Here is a 25,037-nt window from a genome sequence, read left to right on the forward strand (position 1 = left end):
GGCTCATCTCGACATCAATCGCATCGGGAGTCCATCTCACGTGCCTCAGTCCCACTATTTTTCGGCGACGAGCATCGTTGTGTACTTTCTCGTCTCAAACTCCGTCACCGAGAACCCATAGCGCCTGAGTGGCGAAGATACCTCCTCTACCTCAATACCGCGCTCGTCGTGTACCTCGCAGAAGATCGTCCGACACTGCTGTTTGGACAGTGTGCGTTTGAGTCCGTTCAACACTGCCGCTTCGTGTCCCTCGACGTCGATCTTGACGAGAGTGGGAGTGGGGAGGTCGGCGTCGTCGACGAAATCGTCCACCCGTCGGAGAGTGGCCTCGATACTACCGTCATCCGACACAGCGGTTTGCCCGTGTTCCCACGGTGCTTCGAGGCGTCCGGTGCCGTTTTCGTCCGACAGAGCGACTTCGAATACTGACGGCTCGACCCCGTTGCGTCGCAACGTTTCCCAACACTTCGCTGCCGTCGATTCGTTCGGTTCGAACGAGTGGACCGTCGCCCTGGTGTGCGTGGCGACCGCGGCGGAGACCACCCCGAGGTTCGCCCCGATGTCGAAGAAGACATCGTCCGAGCTGGCGCGTGAACACAGCTCGGTGATCAGGCTCGATTCCGATCCGACCCGGTTCAACTCTACGTAGTCGCCATACTCTATTTGCACAGCTGAGACACTACCACGAGAAAACGACAGTTCCCGCTCAGACGGCTGGAACCGCATGAACACCCATCTCCGGAGGTCCCTGAGCTGCTGCACAGCAGACAGTTATGATCAACTGATATAGTGATTATGCCTGATAGAAACATGGATTCGAATGAACGACCACCGTTCCTCGTTGTCGGCCCGACGGGAACAGTGTGGAGCGTCTGCCTGCCGGTTCTTGTTGTCGTCCACTACTAACTATTGAATTGCTGTAAGTCGTTCAGTCATCTCTGTCTCAATCCACCTCGCAACTTCCTCGGGTGAGTCGTCGGAGGAGTCGACGACTTTGTCGAAGTATCCAGCCGTCCCGAGGAACAGAACTGCATCGTAGATCGGTGCACGATCATCGAGGCCGGCTGGCAAGGAACCCGCGCGTTGTCGGTACCCTTCGTGAAGTGCGCGTACGAGTTGCTCGTCGTCTCCACGATCCACCGATTCGAGTAACCGCTTTTGTGCTTTATGAAGCTCCCTGGCGGGATCGCCAATATGCGCAATTTCCCAATCGATGAAACCGAACGTCGTTTCGCTTCGACAGATGTTTGGCATCGCCGGATCGCCGTGAACGAGAGTCGCTGGTGCGAGGTCAAGACGTTCGTGATTTGTGTTGACGGCCTCGACCACTTCGTCGAAGTAATGTTCGAAGCGATCTGCCGACGCTAATTCTCGCATCATCTCGATTCGTTCGACGAGGATGGTGGTCCACGATCCGGTGTCTACCACAAATCCGTCTGCATCACCATCTACGATGTGCCCGTGGTGATCGAATTTTTGGGAGTGTACCTCAGCGATGGCACCCCCAACTTGTCGCAGGACAGTTGTCCGTTCAGTCCTGCTCAATTCTTCCCATTGAGATGCGAGAGTCCGCTCACACATCGGTGCTGTAGCGAGATACGGCGGTTCACTGGTCGCATCGCTTGCAACCACCGTTGGCACGTCCACGTCACAGCATGTGTCGACGTAGTCGATAACGGCACACTCCCGGGTGATTCTGGACCCATCGTCATCTCTGGCGACCTTTAGAAACGCCGATCGACCGTCGGCGAACTCGACACGAACTGTCTCGTTTAGGTCGTTCCAAGACAGTCCCGCGGGACGCACCGCCTCGATCTCTCGCTCGGGGAACGCATAGGTGAGACCTGCCGTGATATCTTCGTCTGTCGTATTATTTTCGTTCATCACTAGTTTACTCCGTGCTTCATCGACTGGATACCGAGAACACTCTGCCCGGGAGTTCGGATACTCTGCTGTACTGTTGGATCGGTCGTCGGTTGGCGGCTATTCATATTGATTCTTGATTGTTGGTAAGGCCTACTGTGGATGTTAATCAGGATGCTTTGAGACGACGAGTTGGAGTGTAACATGAATTCCACATGTACTTCGGAACTGCGACTGACAGTGCTGCGGCGCAGATGGTGCTCCGAAGTCTGGACGCATCAGTCCAGTAGTTAAGGAGGTACGAAGAGGACCCTCTCTCGAATCTGTGGTTCTACGTGACCGTTGCTGTCCAGGTATGGATGCAGCATCGCTATGGTACCATCCCGAATGCCATCGAGGGACTTCCGTCTTGGTTGGTGCCTCTTGATACGTGAGGACGACCTCGTCTTCCTCACAAAGGGAGGTCTCCTGCTAAGTGAGCATCCTGTACTTACCGAATCTAATGATAAGGTAGCAAGTGTCTGCCAACCATTCTTTGACACCCTCCGTCGGTCGGGAAATAAGGATCAGCGATCATGTACTCTGCCTCCGCGTTCGGGTAATCGTTCGGATCAATTGCTGAGTTCTCCCGTAGCGGTGAGAGATCGCGACCGACTGAAAACGGCGGTAGACCGGACGGTACGTGTTACGGATGTAAGCTTCCAAGCTCATGGCCCGGGTTCAAATCCCGGTCCGCGCATTGCTGTCGCGAGCAAGCCCGCGAGCGACAGCAATTAGAAAAGGGATTTGAATTATACCGAGGTTCTGCGAACGAAGTGAGCAGGTTCTCGGGAGTGGTTCAAATCCCGGTCCGAGCACTTCTCACGCCTTCTCTCGTCGATTTTCGGTTTATAGAGACAACCCCATCGGTTCCATCTGTTGCGTCCACATGAGAGACGTGATGTATATGAATAATCAACGGAAAGGCTTTCGAGGAGATCGAATCCCAGTACTAGTCACTGCAAAGAGAACGTTCTCTCTTCAGACCGCCTCGACGCGCTCGAATAGCGTCGCACCGATCGCGACCATCACCGCTGAGGAGACGACGAGCGCGCCGAAATCGAGCCAGACGGAGAACGACGACGTGCCAACCAGTACGCCGCGCAGGCCGTCGACGCCGTAGGTCAACGGGTTCGCGTACGCCAGATACCGCACCGAACTCGGGAGTCCCTCGAGCGGGTACAGCGCTCCGGAGAGGAAAAAGAGTGGGAAGATGACGAACTGGACAATCAGGCCGAACCCCTCGCTGTCGCTGAACTGTGAGGCGAGCGCGATTCCGAAGCCGACGAACGTGATCGCGAGCAGCGCGAGGAAGACGACGGCGATCGGCAGCGAGAGCAGGCTCACGGGGGCGAACCCGAGCGGAATCGACAGTCCGAGGATCGACAGCGCCTGGACGAGCGCCGTCGTCGATCCGCCCGCGATCCGGCCGAGGACGATCGACGTGCGGCTCACGGGGGCCACGAGGATCTCTTTTAATAAGCCGACCTCCTGATCCGCGAGGATCGAGAGCCCGGCGAACGAGGCCCCGAACAGCATGGTGAAGCCGACGATCCCGGGCACGAGGTACTGCAGATAGTCGACGTCCTCGGGGAGGCCGGGGATCGCCGCGCCCGAAAACCCGAACCCCATGAAGACGAGAAACAGCAGCGGCATCGCCAGCGAGCCCACGATCCGCGACGGCGTCCGGAGGAACCGCTTGGTGTCGCGCAGCCAGAGCCCGTAGATCGCTTGCCAGTCGAGGACGTTCATCGCCGGTCCTCCGTGGAGGCCCGACTCGAGCGGTCACCCGTATCGGTGTCCGCATCCGTGTTCGCGTTCGAGCGGTCGCCGTTCGTTCCCACGCTCGAGGCAGCGGTCGATGCATCGCCTCTCGCTCCGGTATCGCCGCCGGCCTCGAGGCGAGTCCCGCTGCGCTCGTCGCTCGCGCCCGACCGATCGGTCAGGTCGAGGAAGACGTTCTCGAGGGTCGGTTCGCGGAGGTCGACCGCGGAGATTCGGGCGTCGGTCTCGTCGGCAAGTCTGACGAGGTCGGCGATCCGGGCGTCGCCGTCATCGACCGTGACGCGAACGCCGGTCTCGACGACGGTGTACTCGCGGGCCCACGATCGCTCGTCGAGTCGCTCGAGCAACGCGGACGGGACGTCGTCGCCCGCGAACTCGAGAGCGACCACGTCGCCGCCGAGCGACGCTTTGAGCGCTCCCGGCGAGTCCATCGCGACGATGTCGCCCTCGTCGACGATCGCGACGCGATCGCAAAGGTGCTCGGCCTCCTCGATGTAGTGAGTCGTCAGGACGATCGAAACGCCGGCGTCCTCGTTCAGTCGTTCGATGTACTCCCACATGTCCCGGCGGGTGCGCGCGTCGAGGCCGACGGTCGGCTCGTCGAGAAAGAGGACCGCCGGTTCGTGCAGCAGGCCGCGGCCGATCTCGAGGCGGCGTTTCATCCCGCCGGAGTAGGTGCCGACGGGGTCGTCACGCTCCGCGTCGAGGCCGACGAGTGCGAGCACCTCGTCGATGCGGTCGGTTCGGTCGGCCCCGTTCTGGCCATACAATCGCGAGTGAAAGGCCAGGTTCTCCGCGCCGGTGAGCTCCTCGTCGAGGGCGGGTTCCTGAAAGACGATGCCCAGACTGGACCGGACGGCTCCCTTTTCGGACCGGACGTCGTGGCCGTTGACGGTCGCGGTTCCCGACGTTGGCGGCAGGAGCGTCACCAGCATATTGATCAGCGTGGATTTGCCGGCCCCGTTCGGACCGAGCAGGCCGAACAGTTCGCCGCGCTCGACCGCGAACGACAGGTCGTCGACGGCGGTAACGCCGTCGAACTCCTTGGTAATTCCGTCGACGTGTATCGCATTCATGGCAAGGACTCTCTACCTCTGACTGAACGGTCAGTCAATAAACGCTCGTCGATTCTGGTAACGATCTTACACGTCACGGCAGTCCCGCTCGAGACGAAGATGGCGAATTTCCCGGACTAAAACGGGTCCTCGGCCGTTCTGTCGTGGAGATCGACCGTTGCCGCGAAGACGGCCCCGAGGACGATTCCGAACAGGGTGTGCCCGAGCAGGGTGCCCGTGGCGGCCGTCGTGAGGACGTCGGCGCCGCTGCCGCCGACCGCGTCTATCCAGAGGGGGAGAACGAGAAGCGGGAGGACCGTCCAGACCACGAGTCCGTAGACGAGACCGGCACCGACCATCCGGAGGAGAATGCCGGTCTGGGAGAGCGCGTCGGTCTCGACGTCGGTCTTCAGGACGCCGAGGACGAGGTCGCGCGTGACGAGCAGGCCGAAGACGATTCCGAGGACGATCCCGTGTGCGATGTTGATCGCCCAGCCGACGGGACTGGCGAGGTCGAGCCCGTAGAGCGCCGGAATCGCGCTCGAGATGATCTCGGGATTGACGAGCCACACGACGATTCCGAACGCGACCGCGCCGATCGCGCCGCCGAGTGCACCGCCGACGAGCCACCCGGTGCTCCCGCTGAGTCCGTACGCAGCCATCGTGTTGGATTCGCCGCTCATCGTGACGTCGGTACCACGAACGAGTCCAAAAGTGTTGGTTACGTTAGTAATTCGGCATCTCAGGACGGGCGGAAGGTTCCGATCCCGCACATTGTAGTGTCTCGCCCGCCAAGCGGAGCCGTGGAGTACGAACTGCTCGCGTGGCCGCCCGACGGGCCCAAGCTCCGACTCGATCACGAACGGTTCAGCTACGCCGGCAAGTTCGTCATGACGAACACGGGGAAGGCGGTGGCTCGAGCCGAGGACGGCCAGATCGTCGCGGCCGTCGCGTTCAACGAAGATCGAACCGACGAGGACACGCTGTGGCTGCGCTACGTGACCGTCGATCGCGAGCGCCGCGGCGAGGGGATCGGTCCCCGGCTCTGCGGACTGGTTCGCGATCGGGCCGTCGACCGGGGCTACGACCGGCTCCGGATCGCCGTCAACAACCCCTTCGCCTACGAGGCGCTCTATCGAACGGGATTCGCCTATACCGGCGAGACGACGGGCATCGCCGAACTGATTCTCGAGTACCCGACACCGACCGCTGATTCTGACACGGACTGGGACGAGCGAGAGCGCTACCAGACCGGACTCGACGAGTTCCGCGACCGGGAGCTCTCCGAGGAAGAGGCGGCGTTCCTCGAGTCGCGGCGCGACAGCGAGCCGCCCGCCCTCGAGTCGGACGGCGAGTGAACCGCGGTACGATCGTCTTCCGGCGTGCAGTGTCGCAGTGAGCGACGCGAGACGAACGAGTTAATCTCGGAGAGCGACCAGCGCGGGGAAGGTCACGCGACCGATATCGAATACGAGTCGCGTGGCCGACGGGCTGAATAGAGGAGACTCGAACGGCAGGTTCGGGAGGGGTGGTAACGGATCAGCGAGAGGGGCGGTAACGGATCAGCGAGAGCGGACCCCTCCTTAGGTAGTCGGTGTCGCATCGAGTGCGATCCGGCCGGTGTCTTTGACGATGACGTCTACCGCAACGCTCGTCGGATCATCCCCTCGGACGTAGTCGGCGAGATCGATCGAGGGCCACTCCGTCGCGACGCTGATCTTCCCGGTCGCTACTTTCCGCGCGTGAATCGTCCACTGACCGGCTTTCGACGGCCAATTATTCCGAACGAGGTACTCTTCCTCGTGATCGAGGACGTGTTCGGACCATTGGACCGGCGTCCCGTCGAATTCGACGAGGAGAGCGATCCCGACGCCGCGATCCGCGGAGTCGGTCTCTTCGGCGGGCGTTTCCTCCGCGTCTTTTTCGTACCGGTTGTGGAGCAGAATACTGTCGAGCGTAACATTCCCGTTCCCGGAGGGATCGTCGGCAGCGGGCTCGTCCGACGTGTCATCGGCGGCGGAACAGCCGCCGAGTAGTGCCACTGAACTGGCGAGGACTGCTCGTCTGGAAAGCTGATCGATCATTGGTGTGAGAGAGGTAACTGAAGCGACGCAACCGGTCGCAACCTGCCGGACGTGTCCGGTACGCGGGCATGAGCTTTGTGATAGAGGACCCTCGCCCCTTCGCATCTCCGTCGCTGGCGCCGTCGGGCGGAGCGGTCCGGATTCGTCGCTTCTCGGCTCAGTGGCAGCACGCAGCCGACACGACTGCGTGACCGCTCGCGTCGCTCGAGCGCGACCAACCCGGAAGCCAACGATTCAAATCCCGGTCCGCCCAAATACCACCAATGGGAAACGCTGCACTTCGGGACATCGCCGTCATCGAGGACATCCCCTTCGACGAGATCGAGGGCGTCGTCGCCGTCGACGCGCACAACTGGCTCTATCGGTACCTGACGACGACGGTCAAGTGGACCGACAGCGGGACGTACACGACCGCGGACGGGACCGAAGTCGCCAACCTCGTGGGAATCATCCAGGGACTGCCCAAGTTCTTCGAACACGACATCACGCCGGTGATGGTCTTCGACGGCGGCCCCTCCGATCTCAAGGACGACGAGATCGAGTCCCGCCGCGAACAGCGCCGGAGCTACGAGGACCAACTCGAGACCGCTCGCGAGGAGGGCGACGAGGTAGCCATCGCCCAACTCGAGTCGCGCACGCAGCGGTTGACGCCGACGATTCAGGAGACCAGCCGCGAACTCCTCCGGCTGCTCGACGTGCCGATCGTCGAAGCGCCGGCGGAGGGCGAGGCCCAGGCCGCCCACATGGTCAAACGGGGCGACGCCGATTACGTGGGCTCGGAGGACTACGACGCCCTGCTCTTCGGCTCGCCGCTGACGCTGCGCCAACTGACGAGCAAGGGCGATCCCGAACTGATGGACCTCGAGGCGACCCTCGCGCATCACGACCTGACCCTCGAGCAGCTGATCGACGCGGCGATCCTCATCGGAACGGACTTCAACGAGGGCGTCTCCGGCATCGGCCCGAAGACGGCGATCAAAGCGATCACCGAGCACGGCGACCTCTGGAGCGTGCTCGAGGCCCGCGGCGCACACGTCGAGTACGGCGACCGCGTCCGGCAGCTGTTTCGCGACCCCGACGTGACCGACGACTACGAGTTCGACGCGGCCGTCGATCCCGACCTCGAGGCCGCGAAGTCGTACGTGACCGACGAGTGGGGCGTCGACGCCGGCGAGGTCGAGCGCGGCTTCGAGCGCATCGAGGAGAGCGTCACGCAGACGGGTCTGGATCGCTGGACCTGACCGCGGTCGGGCCCCGTGCTCGTCGCAAAATGAAACCGGGCGTCAGTTCGGGCCGCGCTTCGGGAGGGTGATGTAGAACGTCGACCCGTCTCCGGGTTCGGACTCGACCCAGATGTCACCGCCGTGATTGTCGACGATCTCTTGGCACAGCGAGAGGCCGATACCGGTCCCCGTGTACTCGTCCTCGTGGTGGAGTCGCTTGAAGACCTCGAAGATTCGGTCCGTCCTGTCCGGGTCGATACCGATCCCGTTGTCTGCCACCGCGAACCGCCAGTGATCGGTCCGCTCTTCGACCGTGACGTCGACTCGCGGTCGCTCGCTGTCGTTGTACTTGATTCCGTTCGACACGAGATTACAGAACAGCTGTTCGAGCTGTTCGCTGTCGGCCGTCACCGTCGGGAGCGACTCGACCGAGAGCGCCGCGTCGTTCTCTTCGATCTGAACCTGCAGGTCCTCGCTCACGTGGTCGAGGACCGCGTCGCAATCGACCGTCTGGAACTCCCCGTCGGACGCTTCGACCCGAGAGAACGCGAGGAGATCGTCGACCATCGCTCGCATCCGGTCGGCACCGTCGACCGCGAAGTCGATGAACTCCCGCGCCTCCCCGTCGAGGTCGTCCCCGTACCGTCTCTCGAGGAGCTGGAGATAGCTCGAGACCATCCGCAGCGGCTCTTGGAGGTCGTGGGAGGCGGCGTAGGCGAACTGCTTCAGTCGGTCGTTCGACTGCTGCAGTCGATCGATCGTCTCTTCCAAGTCTCGCTCGTACTGTTGTCGTTCGAACTCGTACTTCACCCACTGTCCCATCAGGTGGTGGAAGGTCCGTTCGGCCTCCGAGAACTCCGCTCGCGATTCGGTCGAGACAAACCAGAACGTCCGATCGTCCGTGCCCTCGAGATCGAGGTGCGATCCGAGGTAGGTTCGAATGCCGAACTCCTCGTGACACAGTTTGTCGCCGAACCCGTCCGTCGCGGGATCGGTAATGGCGTGCGTCTCCTCCGCGTCGACGATATCGCTGCAGTACATCCTGGAGAGCGGGTACCGCTCTCCCGACTCGAATCGACCACGGTCACCGTTCGTGAACTCTACCTCGAACCGGTCGGTGGACGGATCCACTTTCGCGATACCGCCCAGCTCCATATCGAACCGGTCACACCCCAGATCGAATACCGCCTGCAGCTTCTCCTCGAACGACTGATCGGGATCGGCCGCGATCTCGTACAACCGCTGTTGGGAGCGCTCGTGTTCTTTCCGCTCGCTGATGTCGCGGACGATCGCGAGCATGCACTGCCGATCGTCGTATTCGATCTGGGACGCCGACATCTCGACCGGGATCCGTCTGCCGTCCCTGTGGAGACACGTGAACTCGTCGGCCCAGCCGGCCCCCTCCTCGTACACCTCGTCGACGAACTCCCGGAACCGATCCATCTCGTCGGGATGGAAGTCCGACGGGCCGCGCGAGCGGACGTCCTCCTCCGAGTACCCGAGCATCTCACAGCCCGCCTGGTTGACGTCGAGTATCTCGTCGGCGTAGGGATCGTTGATGTAAATCGCATCGTGACTGCTCTCGAAGACGCGCTCTAACTGCTCTTTGGACGCTCGGAGCTCCATCTCGCGCTGCTGGCGCTCGAGTTCGTAACTCAGCCACTGTCCCATCAGCTCCAGGAACGTGTACTCGGCGTCGGTGAACTCCAGCGTCCGGGCCGAACTGGACGCGAAGCACACCGACCCGTAGACCCCGTCTCCGTCGGTCACTCTGGTGCCGAGATAGCAGCCGAGATCGTACGTCCGGTACAGCGGATCGTCGTCCCACCCGGCCGCGGCGGTGTCTTCGACCCCGACCGGCACGTCCAGCGTGATCGTCTGCTTGCAGTACTGATTCGGACACGCCGAGAGCGTCGCGACGCCCTCCTCGAGGTCGGTCCCGCGCGTCTTGATGACCCGAAACTGATCCCCCTCCTTCTCGAGGAAGAATCCCATCTCGAGACCGAACCGGTCGCGGCCCAGGTCGAGCAATCGCTCGGTCTTCTCGTCGAAGGAGAGTTCGGGATCGGCGGTGATGTCGTACAGGTCGCGCTGGGCCCGGTCGCGGTCGGTGCGCTCCAGTTCGTTGCTCACCCACTGGCCGATCAGCTCCAGGAAGGTGTACTCGTCCTCGGAGAACGGTCGTTCGCGGGGCTCCGCGCTGCCGAACCAGAGGGTTCCGTACGGCGTCGTGCCGCTCGAGACCCTCGTTCCCAGATAGCTCGACAGTCCGAGCTCTCGATGAACCCGGTCGTCCTCCCAGTCGGTCCCCGAGACGTCCCGCACGCTGACCGGGTCCGCTCGTTCGATGGTTCGCCGGCAGAAACACCCCTCGTCGGGATCGGTTCACAGTGACTCGTCCGCGGGACCCGTATCGAAGCCGACGCCCGCCTCCAACCGGAATTCGCCGTCCCACGAGGGGAGATGGTTCAGCCCGGCCATCTCGAGGCCCAACCGCTCGCAGCCGAGCTCGAGCAGCGCCTCGAGTTTCTCGTCGAACGAGCGGTCGGGGTCGGACGTGATCTCGTAGCTCTCGCGGAGGTACCGTTCGCGGTGACGGCGGTCCAGTTCGTAGCTGAGCCATTGGCCCATCAGGTCGAGGAAGGTCCGTTCGGCATCGGTGTACTCTCGCTCGCGCGGCGTCTCGGACGCGAAACACAGCGTCCCGTAGTCCTCGGCGCCGACGCTCACGGTCGTCGCGAAGTAGGCGTCCAACCCGAACCGCTGATAGGCGCGGTCGTCGGTCCATCCCTCCGCCGCCGCGTCCGTCACGGAGATCGGGCCGGGCGCTGCGAGGAGCTTCTCGCAGTACGTGTCCGCGAGCGAGTCGGTCACGCCCGCCTCGATCCGTTCGTTCGGTCCCACCGCGTCGACGATCTCGAACGCACCGTCGTCGGTGCGGGCGAAGTAGCCGATTTCGAGCCCGAACCGGTCGCGGCCCAGCGCGAGCAGGTCCGCGAGTTTCTCGTCGAACGACGCCTCGGTGTCCGAGACGACGTCGTACAGTTCGCGACGGTATCGCTCGCGAGCCCGGAGCGTCACTCGCGCCTCGGTCCGATCGACCAGCGTCGCCAACTTGCGGTCGACCTCGCGTGACGGCCGCTCGGGGCCGAAGAACTCCGCCGGCGGTGTGTAGTAGAAGTTCCGGCAGACCGTGCCGTCGTAGATGAGATAGGGATGGGTCTCGATGGCTTGCTCGATGACCGACGTCGGGAGTTCGGTGCGATCGTACTGACAGAGCGCCAGGGCGTTCTCGCCATCGATGAGGTTGTTCACGTGTGCCTCGCAATCTGCGAAGCCGCGCTGTGCCGTCTCGTCGCCGCCGAGCCACGTCTCCTCGGCGGTCACGCGAACGCCCTCGTACTCGTCGAGACCCTCCGCCACGGCGGTCTCGAGGAGCGTCCGAGTCTCGTCGGTGTCGAACTCACCGCCGGTCAGATAGGTCTCCTCGGCGGCGCGTATCGAGAGCTGACCGGTGTCGAGCGCGGCGTCGACGTCGACGCCGCCGTCCCGAAGCGCGGCGAGCACCTCGTCCCGCGAGCCGTCGTCGACGATATACAGGCACCGCTCACCTCGCTCGATCCCTTCCCGAATAAACGGGACGACCGCCGCGAACCGTTCGTCGCTGTTCTCGTAGATCAACGCGAGATGGTTCGTCGGATGGTCGTGATCGGTGAGCGACCGCTCGCGGTCGCTGAGCGGTTCGAGCGGGCCGCGAACCGCCGAGTTCTGACGCAGCGCCTCGAGTTCTCCCCCGGAACCCGTTCCGCCCGGCTGGTCACTGCGGTCGGCCGGTTGACTCATTGGTCCGGTATAAACAATGGGCCGGTCAAAGCCTTGGTTCCAAAGTGAGATGGTATGTCCGTCGCCCGTCTCCCGGTTTCGGCCCGCCGCCCGTTCGAGGAGGCTCGTCCCCGTGGCGGCGAGTCAGCGACCGCGACGGTCGACTTGGCGTCGTCGCTTGCCGGTAGTTCCGAGTTCCGGTAACGCGGTCGCCGGGCAGAGGGTTGAAACATCGAGCGTCCTTCCGCTCGAGCGATGAAGGCTTACGAAGTTCAGGACGCCACGAGTGACTACTCCGGCATCGTCGAAGTCGAACGCGACCGTCCCGAACCGGCGGCCGACGAGGTGCTCGTCGAGATTCGCGCCGCCTCGCTCAACTACCGCGATCTGGCGATCGCCAACGAAGACCTCACGTATCCCGGCACGGAACTGCCGGTCGTCCCGCTCTGTGACGGGGCCGGCGAGGTCGTCGCGGTCGGCGAGGACGTCCGGCGCCTCTCGGAGGGCGCCCGCGTCGCGACCCCCTTCGCGCCCGACTGGGTCGACGGTCCGGTCGCGCCCGAGAAGATCGCGCGGACGACGGGCGGGAACGTCGACGGCGCGCTGGCCGAGTACGCGACGTTCCCCGCCGACAGTCTCGCGGTGCTCCCCGACAACCTCTCGTACGAGCAGGGGGCCACGCTGACCTGCGCCGGACTGACCGCGTGGCGCGAACTCCGCGAGGAGGGCGATCTGACCGCCGACGAGACCGTCTTAGTGCTGGGCACCGGCGGCGTCTCGACGTTCGCGCTGCAGTTCGCGACGATGCAGGGCGCCGACGTCTTCGTCACCTCCTCGAGCGACGAGAAACTCGAGCGCGCCCGCGAGTTGGGCGCGACCTGGACGCTCAACTACGAGGAGACGACCGAGTGGGGCGAGGCCGTCCAGGAGGATGTCGGCGGTGTCGACCACGTCATCGAGGTCGGCGGTTCGGGAACGCTCCAGCGGTCGATCGAGGCCACGGCCTTCGACGGACACGTCCACCTCATCGGCGTCCTCTCCGGGCCGGAGGGGCAGGTCCACCCCGGTCCGATCCTCCAGAAGGCGGTCACGGTCAAGGGCTCGATGGGCGTCGGCAGCCGCGCGATGTTCGACCGGATGAACAGCGCGATCGAAGCCGCGGACCTCGAGCCGGTGATCGACCGCACCTTCGGCTTCGACGAGGCCCGAGAGGCCTATCGCTACGTAGAGGCCGGCGAGCACCAGGGAAAGGTCGTGATCTCGCTCGAGTGACGTTCGATCGTCCGATCGTCAGCGATCGCGCCGGAACCGATCCGGAACGAACTCCCGATAGGCGAAGCCGGCAGCGTTGCCGGCGTCGCCGACGCCGGAGAGGTAGCCCACGCCGACGCTCGCCTTCAGCGCCTTCGCGGGCCGTCCCGTGAGGATCTGAGAGCCGACCGTCGCAACCGCATCGTCGCCGACGCTGACGACCCAGCCCGGCGACTCGAATGTGAACGACTCGAGGTCGGGTTCGAACGTTTCGACGCCGTCGAGCCGGGCCCCGACGAGCCGCTCGATGTTCTCGGCCGCCGTTCGGGCCTCTCGAACGGCCGCCTGCGCGCTCGCGGGGACCGCCTCCCCGTCCGCGTCGACGACCCGCGCGGCGTCGCCGAGCGCGAACGCGTGGTCGTCGAGTCGCAGGTCGCCGTCGACCGCCGGCCGGTCGCCCCCGAGAGCGTCCGGACCCCGAATGCCGCCGGTCCAGACGAACAGGTCCGAGGGGAGGCGTTCGCCCGACTCGAGGCGGATGCCGCTCTCGTCGGCTCCGACGACGGCCGTCCCCGTTCGAATCTCGATATCGTCGTCCTCGAGCGCGCGTGCTATCGCGTCCCCGAAGTCGGTGGAGAACCCCGGCGCGACCCGCTCTCGCTGCTCGAGGACCTCGATCGACGCCGAGCCGCGCTCCTCGCGGGCCAGCGCGGCGAGTTCGCCCGCGACCTGGACGCCGGAGAGGCCGGCTCCGCCGACGACGATTCGACCGTCGTCCCGTAGCGCCTCGAGTGCCCGCCGCCGAATCCGACGTGCGTGTGCGAGCCGCTTCAGCGGAATCCCGTGTTCGGGGACGCCCTCGAGTCCGTAGTAGGCCGTCCGCGCGCCCAGACAGATCGCCGCCACGTCGTAGGACAGCGCGCCGGTCGAGAGGGAGACGACCCGCTCGTCTCGATCGATCTCCTCGACGCGGGCGACGCGAACGGTGGCCCGCTCGAGCACCTCGGGGAGCCCGACCGTGATCGCGGCGGCCAGCTCCGGCCGCCGAATCACGCGGTGGAGTTCGTGCTGGACGAGGTGGTCCGGCGACTCGTCGACCAGCGTGATCTCGGCCTCCTCGGGGAGGTCCGCCTCGAGCAGCCGCGTCAGGGTCAGCCCCGCATAGCCCGCGCCGAGGACGACGACGTGCATGGGTCGGCGTAGGGGCTCGAGCGATATAGTTGTGCTCGAGATGAAGGTGGGATCGAGGGATGGCAGTCGAAAACCGTGGCCGGGAGCGGTGATCAGCCGCACTTCGCGGCTGATCGCGTGATTCGCGGGAGGGCAGGCCGTTGCCCGGATCGTTGACCGCGAGCGACGACGGAGAGCGAGCGGACCGACGACCGATATGAAGCGAACGAAGTGAGCGGAACGGAGGGAGGAGTGTTTTTAATCGAATTTTGCCGAGGGCCGCCTTCGGCGGCCCGCAGAGCAAAACTTCGTCTCAGAACAGGTGGTCGTCCTCGTCCAACAGTCGCGCGGGGCCGCCGACGTCCCAGGTGGTCGTCGAGACGCCGCAGTCGGCGACGGCCTCCTCGACTTCATCGGCGTGCTCCTCGGTAGTGTTGACGTAGACGCTGGCGCCGGTGTCGGTCGAGAAGTAGACGGGGATGTCCTCTTCCTCGCGGAGTTCGCGCACTTTGTTGAAGATCGCGAGGGTGGCCGGCTGCCAGTAGACCCAGCCCGACGGGCCGGTCATCGTGGTCGCGGCCAGCGACAGCGAGTCGTGTTCGGCGCGTTCGAACACGCCCTCGAAGTCGTCGTTGCGCAGGGAGTCCCGCATCTTCGCGATCTGCTCGTGGATGTGGGCGTTGCGGGCCTGGAACATGTGGCTGTCGGCGGCTTCCCGGTGGGCGTCGTCGGTGTCCTTGTGGTAGGGGACGAGGCCGACGATGATCTTCAGGTCCTCGTGGAGGTCCGACGGCACCCGCTCGGAGCGACAGTCCTCGTCGTTCATCCCGGTACGGAGATGCGAGAAGGCACCGGTGACCGCTCGTGCGGCCGAAGCCGAGCCGACGCGCGCGATGGTCGAGATTTCCTGTTTCGTGGCGTCGAGTTCGGCCGCCTCGGCCAGCGCCATCGCCGCCGCCGCAAAGCCCGACGAGGACGAGCCCAGCCCGACGTTAGTGGGGAAGCTGTTCTCGCTCTCGAGGCGGACGGGATACACCGTGTGCGCGGCGTCGGACTTCGAGCGGGCCTTCTCGACGACGGCCTCGACCCGTTCGTACGCGCGCCCGTCGAGTTCCTCGCCGTCGACGACGAAGGTGTCCTCCTCGTAGTCCATGGAGAACTCGACAGTCGTCCGCGTGTGGCTGGGAGCCGTACAGACGCTGATACTGTCGTGATAGGGAAGTCGCTTGATATCGTCGCGCATCCCGTGATACTTGACCAGTCCCTGAATGGGGTGGGCCATGGCCGTGGCTTTCATACCCACATAGGTGGCTGAGGGCCGCTTAAACCTCACGGCATCCGGCGACCGGTTTCAGTTCGGGACTGACTCGAGTGTGGGAGTTCCAATACGAGCGACTGGTTTCGCCGCTCGATTCTCGAGCGCAGTCCGCTTCGCCGACCTCGTATCCGCGTCACCGAACGCTTCCCGATCCGGAACCCGAACGCTGAAACGAACCGGTTCCCACCACCCTCTATGGGAACCCCACGTGAGACGACGCAGGCTCAAGCCGAGGCGGTCGTCGATCGCCTCGAGGAGGAGTATCCCGACTCGACGATTTCGCTGCGGTACTCGAATCGCCTCGAGTTGCTGATCGCGGTGATCCTCTCGGCGCAGTGTACGGACGAACGGGTGAACCAGGAGACGAAGCACCTCTTCGAGACGTACGACGGGGCCGAGGACTACGCCAACGCCGATCAGGACGAACTCGCCGAGGACCTGAACTCGATCACCTACTACAACAGCAAGGCGGAGTACATCCGCGACTCCTGTGCGACGATCCTCGAGGAACACGACGGCGAGGTGCCGGACACGATGGAGGAACTGACCGAGCTCTCCGGCGTCGGCCGGAAGACGGCGAACGTCGTTCTCCAGCACGGCCATGACATCGTCGAGGGGATCGTCGTCGACACGCACGTCCAGCGGCTCTCGCGACGGTTGGGGCTGACCGAGGAGGAGTATCCCGAACGGATCGAACAGGACCTGATCGAGATCGTCCCCGAGGACGACTGGCAGCAGTTCACGCATCTCTGTATCGATCACGGGCGGGCGGTCTGTACGGCACAGAATCCCGACTGTACCGACTGCGTGCTGGCGGATCTCTGTCCGTCCGAAAAGGGCGACAGCGAGATCGACCTCGCCTCCGGGGACCCCTGGTAACCGGCATATAGCGGGGCGAACGCGCCGATATATCGGATACGCCGACTGTCGCAAGCCCAACGTCTTTTCGGCGAACGCGGATACCCACACGTGGGATCACTATGTCCGACAACACCGACGAGCGCGAGAACACCGGCAAGGACGAACACGGGCGGGACGTCCAACTCGCACAGGAGGAGACCGATCCCGAGGAGGCTCGGGACGAGGAGGGACTCACCGAGGAAGAGAAGGAGGCTCGCGAGCGGCAGGCCGAAGAAGAGCGCAAGCAGGACATCGACGAGGGCTCCGTCGATCGGGAAGACGACGCCCTCGAGAACACGAACCCGGACCACCATCGGGACGAGGAGCCGTACAACAGCTAGACGAGTCGCAGTCGAGGGCCAGTTCCGTCCGCCGCTCGAGCCGACACCGCTTTTTCGCGCTCTCCTACTTGCCCTCGAGTCGCTCGTCCGGAACGACCAGCGTCGGGAGCGAGCCGGCGAGGGAGACGGTGACCCGCGAGTCGACGGTGACCGTGCCGACCGATCGGCCGTCGACGACGAGGGTGATATCACCCTCATCACGTTCGACCGCGAACGTCAGCTCGTCGTCGGGCAACACCCACCGTCGGGTCTGGGTGACGAAGGGACCGATCGGGGCGACCGCGACCGCGTCGACGGCCGGAGAGAGCTGCGGCGCGTCGACCGCGCTCGCGTAGCCGTGGCTCCCCGCTGGCGTCGCCGTCACGACGCCGTCGGCGCGAAAGGTCGCGACGTCGGCCCCCCGATCTCGGATACTGTACTCTGAGATTCGGGCGGGTTCGTCGGTGATGAGCGTCACGTCGAACAGAGCGCGCTCCCGGACCGCGGGCTCGTCCGAATCGCCATCGCCAGCCGACTCGAGAGTGACCTCCAGAACGGGCCGCTCGCGACGGACGGCGCGTCCGGCGAGGACGGCAGCGAGCGCGTCGGGGAGGCGGTCGCGATCGACCGAGTTGATCCCGGTGACCGAACCGACCGGGACTACGGGCGAGTCGAGATCGGCGCGAGCGACTGCCGACAGCGTCGCCTCGCCGACCGCCACCAGCACCGACGGCTCCGCCGCGAGGACTTCCTCGAGTGTGCCGCTCGCGATCGTCCCGTCGACGTCGGCGACCGCCGACTCGAGGGGGTTGTCGATCTCGATGGCGTCGCTGGTGTCCGTCTCGGTATCGACGACCCCGACGACGGGGGAGTCGTCCCCGTCCCACGCGGCATCCATGGCCGTCAGTTCACACGGCCCGCTCAAAAGCGTACGGTTGTCGAACGCGTGCCCGCGGTCGATCTCCCCGACCGCGCCTCACTCGTCGTATAGTAGCCACTGAAACGATTTACACACGGATCGCAAGCCGTCCAGCGATCAGGTGTGCATTGACTTTCAGTGGCTACTATAGGGCCAGTCGCCGGTGATCCGCATACCTTCGGCGAGGCCCTGTGACTCGAGGTCGGCCGCGATTTCCTCGCGGTCGCGACGGGCGACCGTCACGTCGTCGCGAGCGAGTGTCGCGACGTATTCGGTCAGGAGGATCGCCTGTTCGCGCAGCGTCCGGGGCTCGAGTTTCTCGATGGTGTCGGCGAAGGTGTGGCCCCAGCCCCGGCCCGCACCGTCCGATATCGACTTGACGTGACAGCCCGGCACGCCCCACTTGACGAACGACCAGTGATCGCTGTGGGGGCCGAGCTTCGGGACGGTTCCGATCGGGTGATCGTACCGCTCCGCGACGTCGTTCGCGACGTCCTGTAGCTCGTCGAACCCGTGCGTAATGATCGAGAGCGTCCGGTCGCGGACGACGCCGTCGCTGTTGACGACCGCCTCGATCGCGTCGTGATCCGCCTGCTCGGCGTACCGCGTCGAGCCCAGCAGGCCGACCTCTTCCGCCCCGAAGCCGACGAACTCGACGCGGGTCTCGAGGTCGTCTTCGCGGTCCGCGAGCGCGGTCGCGATTTCGACGATCATCGCGGTTCCGGCACCGTTGTCCATCGCCCCCTCGGCGATGTCGTGGGCGTCGACGTGGCTCGTCACGAGGACGCGTTCGTCGGTGTCGGGGCCGAGCTCGGCCCGGACGTTCTGGCTCTCGGCGGGATGGACGTCGGCCTCGACCGAGACCGTGATCGACTCGCCGTCGAACCGACGGCCGAGCCGTGCGCCGACCTCGCTCGAGACGCCGACGGCCGGAATCGGCCCGATCGGCTCGTCGTTCCAGCCGACGCTGCCGGTCGGCGGGAGACAGCCCTCGACGTGATTGCGGTAGACGAATCCCACCGCGCCGTGCTCGACCGCGTGGTGGTACTTCTCCCGGCGGTGGATGTACCGGTCGTAGTAGTTCGGAACGTCGCTGCGGACCATGACGATCGCGTCCTCGACGTCGGTCTCTTCGAAGTCCGCGGGCAGCCCGTAGCCGAGGTCGATCAGCGGCGCGACGACGCGGTCGTCGGGACTGCGCGGCAGCGCGATACAGTCCTGGGTCGTGTCGCCGGCCGTGATCGCGCTGTCTCCCCGCGTCCAGCCCTGTATCTCGAACGACTCGAGGCGGGCGTTTCGCGCACCCGCGTCGGCCAGCGCGTCCCGCGTCAGTTCGGCGGCCTCCCGCTCGCCCTCGCTGCCGGCCATTCGGTTCCCGATATCGACGAGACCCTCGAGATGGTCCCAGCCAGCGTCGCTCTGAAAGACGGTTCCGATCCAGTCGGACATGCCAGGAACGTGGACGGACGGGCTGGTAACTGTATCGCTCGCGCGGTTCGGACCGCCGGAATCGACGTGGCTGTCGATATCACTCGTTGACACGACAAACTGCGAATCTTTTTTACGCCGGTCCGTCTCGGAGACGATATGCGGGAGACGCTTGCCGACTGGCGGCCGGCCGTTGACGAGGCGATCGCCGATCTGGTCCCACGAGAGATCGACGCTGACTACCTCGAGTCCTTCTTCGGTACGCCCACCTACGAGTACGATCCCACCGGTATCCAGCGCGCGCTGGCGACGCCGCTGTGGGATCTCCTCGATCGCGGCGGGAAGCGGTGGCGCGCAGTGCTCTTTCTCGTCTTCGTCGAGGGGTTCGGTGAGGATCCGGCCGAGTACTTGCCCTACGCCTGTATTCCGGAGATACTGCACAACGGGACGATCATCGTCGACGACGTCGAGGACGGGGCGACGATTCGGCGCGGCGAACCGGCGCTGCACCGCGTCTACGGTCGCGATATCGCGCTCAACGCCGGCAACGCGATGTACTTCTTACCGCTGAAGGTTCTCACGCGGAACCCGGCTGACCTCCCGGCCGACCGGCGACTGGCCGCCTACGAGATGCTGATGCACGAACTCAACCGAACGCATCTCGGTCAGGGGATGGACATCTGCTGGCACAACGAGCGCGAGGTTCGAATCACGACCGACCAGTATCTGGAGATGTGTGCGTGCAAGACCGGCTGTCTCGGCCGGATCGTGGCCCGTCTCGCCGCGATCATCACCGACCAACCCCCCGAGATCGAGCGGGCCGTCGCCGAGTACGCGGAACTGACCGCCGTCGCCTTCCAAATCGGCGACGACATCCTGGACGTCGAGCACTCGCTGGGCCGAGCCGGCGAGTTCGGCAAGGAGTTCGGCAACGACATCCGCGAGGGTAAGAAGACTCTCATGGTCATCCACGCGATTCAGGAGAGCGAGCCCGACCGCGCCCGTCGGCTGCAGGACATCCTCGAGACCGAGGACAACACCGACGACGAGATCCTTGAGGCCCTCGAGATCCTCGCGGACGCCGGCAGCATCGACTACGCGCGCGAGCGAGCGCTCGAGCTGGCGGCCCAGGCTCGCGCCGCGATCGACGGGCTGGAGTTCGACGACGAGACAACCCGGAAGTTGAACGAGTTCACGGAGTTCGTCATCGAGCGCGACGAATAGCTGCGCCGCGCGACGTCGTCCGGTCGCACACGAAACCGCCGTGGCAATCCCGGCCGATCGCGCTCGTTTTTCGGAACCGGTGACTGTCGTCCGATCCGACGGGTAGGGCCAGATACTACCCCCTCGACGTGGAACCCCGGGTATGGCAGATCACTCGAGGCGGTCGACGGCCGACCGGACCGACGCCGCGAGGCCGTGGCACGTTCTCGTCGCCGTCGGACTCGTCGGTTCGGAGGTCGGCATCGTCGTCGACCTCGTTCCCGTCGCCGTCGCCGGCCTCGTCGTCTTCGCCGCGAGCGTCGCCGGCATCCTCGCGGACGCCGACTACGTCGAGCGGCCGCTCACGCTCGCCGCCGCGTTCGGCGTCGCGTTCGTCGCCGTCGGCGCGGTGTTGACGGCCCACGGGACCGGAGCGCTCCCGATCGACCTCCTCGAGCCCCTCTCCGGGCTGACGAGTCGCGGCGTCGCGCTCGTCCTCGCCGGCCTCGTGACGGTCGTCGGGGCGGGGTTGGTACGGTCCCGACGGACCGAAAACGACGGCGGCCGCGGCGTCGAGACGTGATCCGGAACCGATCATCGACCGACTCACTCGACACAGACACTCCACTCCTATGAGCAGACGCGCCTTCGACGCGGAAATCGCACTGGACCTCGCAGTCAACGTGATCCCGTTCCTGATCATCGGGTTCTTCGTCGCGGTCTTCGCGGTGTTCAACCCGTGGGGGTTCGACCCGCTCCAGTCGACGATCCAGTTCGCGATCCTGTTGGTGACGATGGGGACGCTCGCGGTCGTGACGTATTTCGCGGCTCGCGTGATCGAAACCGACGACCGGACGCGACACGACACGTCCGAGACGTAGGCCGGTCGCGCCGTCGCCGGCCGTCGGCGTCAGTTGATGATGAGGACGAACCCGGTCACCGCCATCATGACTGTGATCCCGACCAGCAGGAACAAGAACAGCTCTTTCTCGGAGAAGCGCCGGTCGGAATCGCTCGCGTCGGAACGCACAGGTCTCACTGGCGGCGGTACAACGCCGTCTGACAAGAGCGTTTCCCAGGGGCGTACTTCGTGAGGGTGCGCCGACGGACGAGACGTTAGCTCATGAACAGCCGTCGCCCGGCGCGTTCGTGGCGCATCCCCATGATCTCGGCCAGCGGGGCGAACGAGGCCATCGCCGCGGCGTCGTCGTCGACGTGGCGCTCGCAGACCGCGGTGATCACCGGCTCCAGCGCCTCGAGCACCGACTGGATCTCGGTGTGGCCGAACCGACCCAGCCGCTGTGCCGCGCCGAGCAGCCCCGTCACGAACGAGTACGCGTGCGAGAGGCAGGCCTCGAGTCGCTCGAGCCCGCGCGCCTGTGTCACGACGCCGAAGACGACCGGGTAGTGGCCCGGCGTCGCGCCGGTCTCAATCGCGTCGGCGAACGCGGCCGTGAGGTCGCCGCCGTCGGCCGCCGGTGACGCCGATTCGGCCCGCGCCGCCCGCTCGTCGCCAGCGTTCGCTCCGCTCGGACTCGCGTCCGGGCCGAGCAGTTCGCAGAGCTTCGCCCCCGCTTTCGTCGAACTCTCGCGGAACTCCCGGGGCATCGTCACCGCATGGAGCCGCTCGTCGACGGCGAGCAGCCGCTGGCGGTCGCCGGCGGCGCTGGCGGCGTGGGCGTTCGCCAGCGCGACGGTCTCGCAGGGGCCGACCACCCGCCGTAGGTAGGCCGCGAGCAGTTCCCGGAGATCCTCGCCGTCCTCGATCCGGTCCTCGTTGATGTACTGCTCGAGGCCGTAGGAGGCCGTGTACCCGCCGACGGGGAGAAACGAGTCCGAGAGTCGGAGCGCCGTCAGGAACGAACTGGGGTCAGTGGTCATGGGTGTGGTCGCGGTCGTTCGTCTGCCCGTGACTGTACTGGCCCTGCTCGTGGGGGTGACCGTGTTCGTGTTCAGCCCCGTGTGTGTGATCGGGGCCGTCGGCCGACTCGTGCGTTTCGTCTTCGAGGGTCGTCACGAACAGGTCGGCCTCGACGGTCGTCTCCCGGACGTCGGAGCCGGGGACGACGTCGGCGACGACGCGCTCGACGATGTGGCGGTCGGCCTCGAGCGGGACGTAGACGGTCCCCTCGTCGACGGCGAGGTCCCAGTGCTGGTTGCCGACGCGGTGGCCGAGTTCGACCGCCGCCTCGAGCGCCTCGGTCGTCGCCTCGGGCAGCGAAATCGCGAGCGCGTCCACCGGTTCGAACGCGACGACGATCATCCGGTCGTCCTCGACGAGCAGCACGTCGCCGGCCGAGACCGCCGCCCCGTCGACGATGACGCCGACGTCGGTGCCGCCGTCGGTCGTCGCCCGGAACCGCGAGCGCCGCCGCTCGTCCGCGTCGATGACGACGCGCTCGAGGGTCCCGTTCTCCTCGTGATCGGCGCGCGACGCGGCGAGGTCGTCGTCGGCGTGGACGTTGCCGACGACGCCGTCGATTCGCTCCATCAGTATCGCCGGTCGGCGGGTGCGCCGACCCCGAGCGTCGCTCGTCTCGTTTCGTCCCACGCGCCGCGCAGCGCCTCGGTCACGTCCGTCTGTCGATGGCCGAGCAGTCGGACGATCGCACCGGCGTCGTCGGGGAGCCGCGAGACCCCGACCCGGACGCCCGCTCGGTCCGCGAGCCGATCGTGAACGGCCTCGACGAGTCCCTCGAGGTCCGGATTCCGGCTCGAGTCGTCGGCCGCCTCCTCGTCGCCGTCGTGGCTCCTCCGGCGACCGTCGCCATCGTCCTCCCCGCTCCCCGGTGCGAAGACGTACAGCGATCCGACGACGCCGTACTCGCCGACGCTGGCCGGATCCCGCGGATCGCGTTCGTCGGGGCGCAGATCGACGGCGTCGGCACAGACCAGTCGACCGTCGTACGCTGCCTCGACGCGCGCGTGGTAGTGGTCGAAGCCGAACGACTCGTGGTCGGTCAGCCCGTCCGGGACGAGCACGTCCGCGACGACGACCACCGAATCGGGTGCGAGGTCGACCGACACCGTCTGGAGGCACCGGGCGTCCTCGTTGACGATCGTCGGTCCAGGCACGTACTCGAGGTGGCCGCCCGCCTCGACCCGGAGCGAGGCGTCGAGGTGAGCGTAGTTCGCGTCCATGCTGTGGACCTTCGTCGCGCTCTGGGTCGTCACGTGCGCGCGGGCACCGGCCTGCGCGTCGACGGCCATCCGATGGCGGTCTCCCTGCGCCACGCCCCCGGTCGGCTCCTGTGCAACCAGCGTCGCGAGTCCGGGTGCCGGATCCGTCTCCAGCGTCCCGGTCAGATGGTAGGGGACCTTCACCCGGTCACGGACCATGCGGGTCGGCCCGTCGCCCTCGCGGGCGAACGTCGCCTCGAGCAGGCCGTTCTTGCCCGGGCCGCCGGCGGGAGCCTGCGCGAGCGGTTCGTCGGCGTAGCCCTCGAAGGCGGGCGGCAGCCGCGCCGCATCCGGACGTTCGCTCGAGCGGCCCGCGCTCACGCGAACAACACCTCCCGCTCGACGTGTTCGAGGACGTCGTCGATCCCCTCGCCGGACTTGCAGTTCGTGAAGACGAACGGATCCTCGCCGCGGACCGTCGCCGCGTCGTCCTCGATCACGTCCAGATCGGCGTCGACGTGGGGTGCGAGGTCGGTCTTGTTCACCACGAGGAGGTCGGCCTGCGTGACGCCGGGGCCGCGCTTGCGCGGAATGTCCTCGCCCTCCGCGACCGAGATGACGAACAGGAAGTAGTCCGCGAGCTCGGGGTTGAACGTCGCGGCGAGGTTGTCGCCGCCGCTCTCGATCAGGACGACATCCAGTTCGGGGTGGCGCTCGGTGAACTCGTCGATGGCCGCGAGATTCATCGACGGGTCCTCGCGGATGCCCGTGTGCGGGCAGGCGCCGGTCTCGACCCCTTCGACGAGGTCCGCCGGGAGCAAGTCGGCGAAGGACTCGCGGAAGACGTCGGCGTCCTCCTGGGTCATGATGTCGTTGGCGATGACGCCGACCTCGTAGTCCCGGTCGACGAGTTCGGGAACCAATCGGCGAACCATCGCCGTCTTGCCCGAGCCGACGGGACCGCCGAGGCCGACCTTCGCGACGTCTCGGTACCCCATCAGTCTCCCTCCGTGGGTTCGGGGCCGCCACCGGTCGTGTGCGCTTCGCTCTCGTCTGCTGCGCCGGGTTCGCCCGCGTCGTCGCCACCCTCGAGATCCTCACCGGGACCGGGATCGACCGTCTCGAGTTGCTCGTGACTATCGGCTCGGATCGGATCGTGGATCGTGACGAGCTTGGTGCCGTCGGGGAAGACGGGCTCGATCTGGATCATGTCGACCATCTCCGGGACGCCGTCCATCACGTCCTCGCGAGTCAGGAGCTGGGTCGCCTCCGAGCGGATCTGCGAGACGGACTTGCCCTCGCGGGCGGCCTCGCAGGCCCAGTCCGAGATGTAGGCGACCGTCTCTGGGTGGTTGAGTTTCACGCCGCGATCCTTGCGCCGTCGGGCGAGTTCCGCGGCCATGAACACCGTGAGCCGCTCCATCTCCTTCGGCGAGAGGTTCATTCCCATCGGCTCACCTCGCGTTCCGGTTCGGAGTCGGTCTCGAGCGCGTCGAACGTGCTCGAGGCCGAGTGCGGTCGTGCTTGCGGCGGCGAT

26 protein-coding genes, 1 tRNA gene and 1 pseudogene are annotated in these 25,037 nt (G+C 65.6%); 9 read left to right on the forward strand and 19 right to left on the reverse strand.

Annotated elements, in window-relative coordinates:
* Nucleotides 1–54: 54 nt before the first annotated feature.
* Together LDH66_RS12620 and LDH66_RS12625 are read right to left on the reverse strand one after the other, a co-directional pair.
* On the reverse strand, nt 55–726 hold the full coding sequence (locus tag LDH66_RS12620; protein ID WP_226481426.1) for an FkbM family methyltransferase: 672 nt from the start codon (nt 724–726) through the stop codon (nt 55–57).
* Between the two features lie 180 nt (nt 727–906).
* On the reverse strand, nt 907–1,884 hold the full coding sequence (locus tag LDH66_RS12625) for a phosphotransferase family protein (RefSeq protein WP_226481427.1): 978 nt from the start codon (nt 1,882–1,884) through the stop codon (nt 907–909).
* A 642-nt stretch (nt 1,885–2,526) separates the two neighbouring features.
* On the opposite strand from LDH66_RS12625, the gene LDH66_RS12630 reads away from it, so the two are divergent.
* Nucleotides 2,527–2,602 (forward strand) — tRNA-OTHER (locus LDH66_RS12630).
* Between the two features lie 281 nt (nt 2,603–2,883).
* On the opposite strand, the gene LDH66_RS12635 is transcribed toward LDH66_RS12630, so the two are convergent.
* The 3 genes from LDH66_RS12635 to LDH66_RS12645 all read right to left on the reverse strand — a co-directional run bounded on the left by LDH66_RS12635 (nt 2,884) and on the right by LDH66_RS12645 (nt 5,425).
* Nucleotides 2,884–3,654, reverse strand: coding sequence for an ABC transporter permease (locus LDH66_RS12635; protein WP_226481428.1), 771 nt, complete (start codon nt 3,652–3,654; stop codon nt 2,884–2,886).
* Nucleotides 3,651–4,763, reverse strand: a complete 1,113-nt coding sequence (locus LDH66_RS12640) for an ABC transporter ATP-binding protein (protein WP_226481429.1) — start codon at nt 4,761–4,763, stop codon at nt 3,651–3,653. Before LDH66_RS12640 ends, LDH66_RS12635 begins: the two co-directional genes overlap by 4 nt.
* A 116-nt stretch (nt 4,764–4,879) precedes the next feature.
* Complete coding sequence (locus LDH66_RS12645) at nt 4,880–5,425, reverse strand: hypothetical protein (RefSeq protein ID WP_226481430.1); 546 nt, start codon at nt 5,423–5,425, stop codon at nt 4,880–4,882.
* A gap of 120 nt (nt 5,426–5,545) precedes the next feature.
* Between LDH66_RS12645 and LDH66_RS12650 the strand changes: the two genes are divergently transcribed.
* Nucleotides 5,546–6,100, forward strand: coding sequence for a GNAT family N-acetyltransferase (locus tag LDH66_RS12650; RefSeq protein ID WP_226481431.1), 555 nt, complete (start codon nt 5,546–5,548; stop codon nt 6,098–6,100).
* Between the two features lie 225 nt (nt 6,101–6,325).
* Here the strand turns inward: LDH66_RS12650 and LDH66_RS12655 are convergent, their stop codons facing one another.
* Nucleotides 6,326–6,784, reverse strand: coding sequence for a hypothetical protein (locus tag LDH66_RS12655; protein WP_226481432.1), 459 nt, complete (start codon nt 6,782–6,784; stop codon nt 6,326–6,328).
* 305 nt (nt 6,785–7,089) lie between these two features.
* Here LDH66_RS12655 and fen point away from each other — a divergent pair, with 305 nt between their 5' ends.
* Complete coding sequence (gene fen, locus LDH66_RS12660; RefSeq protein ID WP_226481433.1) at nt 7,090–8,067, forward strand: flap endonuclease-1; 978 nt, start codon at nt 7,090–7,092, stop codon at nt 8,065–8,067.
* 42 nt (nt 8,068–8,109) lie between these two features.
* On the opposite strand, the gene LDH66_RS12665 is transcribed toward fen, so the two are convergent.
* The 3 genes and pseudogenes from LDH66_RS12665 to LDH66_RS12670 all read right to left on the reverse strand — a co-directional run bounded on the left by LDH66_RS12665 (nt 8,110) and on the right by LDH66_RS12670 (nt 11,892).
* On the reverse strand, nt 8,110–10,044 hold the full coding sequence (locus tag LDH66_RS12665) for an ATP-binding protein (RefSeq protein ID WP_343232771.1): 1,935 nt from the start codon (nt 10,042–10,044) through the stop codon (nt 8,110–8,112).
* A 135-nt stretch (nt 10,045–10,179) separates the two neighbouring features.
* Nucleotides 10,180–10,413: pseudogene (locus LDH66_RS23175) on the reverse strand (GAF domain-containing protein); the annotation flags it as partial.
* 21 nt (nt 10,414–10,434) lie between these two features.
* Entirely contained in the window at nt 10,435–11,892 is a 1,458-nt protein-coding gene (locus tag LDH66_RS12670; protein ID WP_226481435.1) for an MEDS domain-containing protein, read from the reverse strand.
* 234 nt (nt 11,893–12,126) lie between these two features.
* Here LDH66_RS12670 and LDH66_RS12675 point away from each other — a divergent pair, with 234 nt between their 5' ends.
* Complete coding sequence (locus tag LDH66_RS12675; RefSeq protein ID WP_226481436.1) at nt 12,127–13,143, forward strand: zinc-dependent alcohol dehydrogenase family protein; 1,017 nt, start codon at nt 12,127–12,129, stop codon at nt 13,141–13,143.
* 18 nt (nt 13,144–13,161) lie between these two features.
* Here the strand turns inward: LDH66_RS12675 and LDH66_RS12680 are convergent, their stop codons facing one another.
* Both LDH66_RS12680 and mvaD read right to left on the reverse strand, forming a co-directional pair.
* Nucleotides 13,162–14,313, reverse strand: a complete 1,152-nt coding sequence (locus LDH66_RS12680) for an NAD(P)/FAD-dependent oxidoreductase (protein ID WP_226481437.1) — start codon at nt 14,311–14,313, stop codon at nt 13,162–13,164.
* A gap of 292 nt (nt 14,314–14,605) precedes the next feature.
* A complete protein-coding gene (gene mvaD / locus LDH66_RS12685; protein WP_226481438.1) occupies nt 14,606–15,589 on the reverse strand; it encodes a phosphomevalonate decarboxylase MvaD in 984 nt (327 codons plus the stop codon).
* 216 nt (nt 15,590–15,805) lie between these two features.
* On the opposite strand from mvaD, the gene nth reads away from it, so the two are divergent.
* Entirely contained in the window at nt 15,806–16,489 is a 684-nt protein-coding gene (gene nth / locus LDH66_RS12690; protein WP_226481439.1) for an endonuclease III, read from the forward strand.
* Nucleotides 16,490–16,590: 101 nt separating this feature from the next.
* Nucleotides 16,591–16,851 (forward strand): hypothetical protein, encoded by a 261-nt coding sequence (locus LDH66_RS12695; RefSeq protein WP_226481440.1) that lies wholly within the window; start codon nt 16,591–16,593, stop codon nt 16,849–16,851.
* 64 nt (nt 16,852–16,915) lie between these two features.
* Here the strand turns inward: LDH66_RS12695 and LDH66_RS12700 are convergent, their stop codons facing one another.
* On the reverse strand, nt 16,916–17,728 hold the full coding sequence (locus LDH66_RS12700; protein WP_226481441.1) for an NAD(+)/NADH kinase: 813 nt from the start codon (nt 17,726–17,728) through the stop codon (nt 16,916–16,918).
* A gap of 156 nt (nt 17,729–17,884) precedes the next feature.
* Nucleotides 17,885–19,198 carry a M28 family peptidase gene (locus tag LDH66_RS12705; RefSeq protein ID WP_226481442.1) on the reverse strand — a complete coding sequence of 438 codons (1,314 nt, stop codon included), beginning with the start codon at nt 19,196–19,198 and terminating at the stop codon, nt 17,885–17,887.
* 138 nt (nt 19,199–19,336) lie between these two features.
* On the opposite strand from LDH66_RS12705, the gene LDH66_RS12710 reads away from it, so the two are divergent.
* From LDH66_RS12710 to LDH66_RS12720, 3 genes are all read left to right on the forward strand, one after another.
* Nucleotides 19,337–20,401: a polyprenyl synthetase family protein gene (locus LDH66_RS12710; protein ID WP_226481443.1), complete on the forward strand. Its 1,065-nt coding sequence runs from the start codon at nt 19,337–19,339 to the stop codon at nt 20,399–20,401.
* Nucleotides 20,402–20,543: 142 nt separating this feature from the next.
* The gene (locus LDH66_RS12715) at nt 20,544–20,963 is read left to right on the forward strand and encodes a DUF7541 family protein (protein ID WP_226481444.1); all 420 of its coding nucleotides are present in this window, start codon (nt 20,544–20,546) and stop codon (nt 20,961–20,963) included.
* A gap of 49 nt (nt 20,964–21,012) precedes the next feature.
* On the forward strand, nt 21,013–21,261 hold the full coding sequence (locus tag LDH66_RS12720; RefSeq protein ID WP_226481445.1) for a DUF6684 family protein: 249 nt from the start codon (nt 21,013–21,015) through the stop codon (nt 21,259–21,261).
* A 29-nt stretch (nt 21,262–21,290) separates the two neighbouring features.
* On the opposite strand, the gene LDH66_RS22970 is transcribed toward LDH66_RS12720, so the two are convergent.
* The 6 genes from LDH66_RS22970 to LDH66_RS12745 all read right to left on the reverse strand — a co-directional run bounded on the left by LDH66_RS22970 (nt 21,291) and on the right by LDH66_RS12745 (nt 24,944).
* Complete coding sequence (locus LDH66_RS22970) at nt 21,291–21,419, reverse strand: hypothetical protein (RefSeq protein WP_264182497.1); 129 nt, start codon at nt 21,417–21,419, stop codon at nt 21,291–21,293.
* Nucleotides 21,420–21,496: 77 nt separating this feature from the next.
* Nucleotides 21,497–22,261 (reverse strand): urease accessory protein UreF, encoded by a 765-nt coding sequence (locus LDH66_RS12725; protein ID WP_226481446.1) that lies wholly within the window; start codon nt 22,259–22,261, stop codon nt 21,497–21,499.
* Nucleotides 22,251–22,871, reverse strand: a complete 621-nt coding sequence (gene ureE, locus LDH66_RS12730; RefSeq protein ID WP_226481447.1) for an urease accessory protein UreE — start codon at nt 22,869–22,871, stop codon at nt 22,251–22,253. The genes LDH66_RS12725 and ureE overlap by 11 nt, the downstream gene beginning before the upstream one ends.
* Entirely contained in the window at nt 22,871–23,881 is a 1,011-nt protein-coding gene (locus tag LDH66_RS12735) for an urease accessory protein UreD (RefSeq protein ID WP_226481448.1), read from the reverse strand. The genes ureE and LDH66_RS12735 overlap by 1 nt, the downstream gene beginning before the upstream one ends.
* Nucleotides 23,878–24,498 (reverse strand): urease accessory protein UreG, encoded by a 621-nt coding sequence (gene ureG, locus LDH66_RS12740; RefSeq protein WP_226481449.1) that lies wholly within the window; start codon nt 24,496–24,498, stop codon nt 23,878–23,880. The genes LDH66_RS12735 and ureG overlap by 4 nt, the downstream gene beginning before the upstream one ends.
* A complete protein-coding gene (locus LDH66_RS12745; protein WP_425492951.1) occupies nt 24,498–24,944 on the reverse strand; it encodes an urease subunit gamma in 447 nt (148 codons plus the stop codon). The genes ureG and LDH66_RS12745 overlap by 1 nt, the downstream gene beginning before the upstream one ends.
* Nucleotides 24,945–25,037: the final 93 nt, after the last annotated feature.

The organism is Natrinema amylolyticum (assembly GCF_020515625.1).
GTDB classification, from domain to species: domain Archaea; phylum Halobacteriota; class Halobacteria; order Halobacteriales; family Natrialbaceae; genus Natrinema; species Natrinema amylolyticum.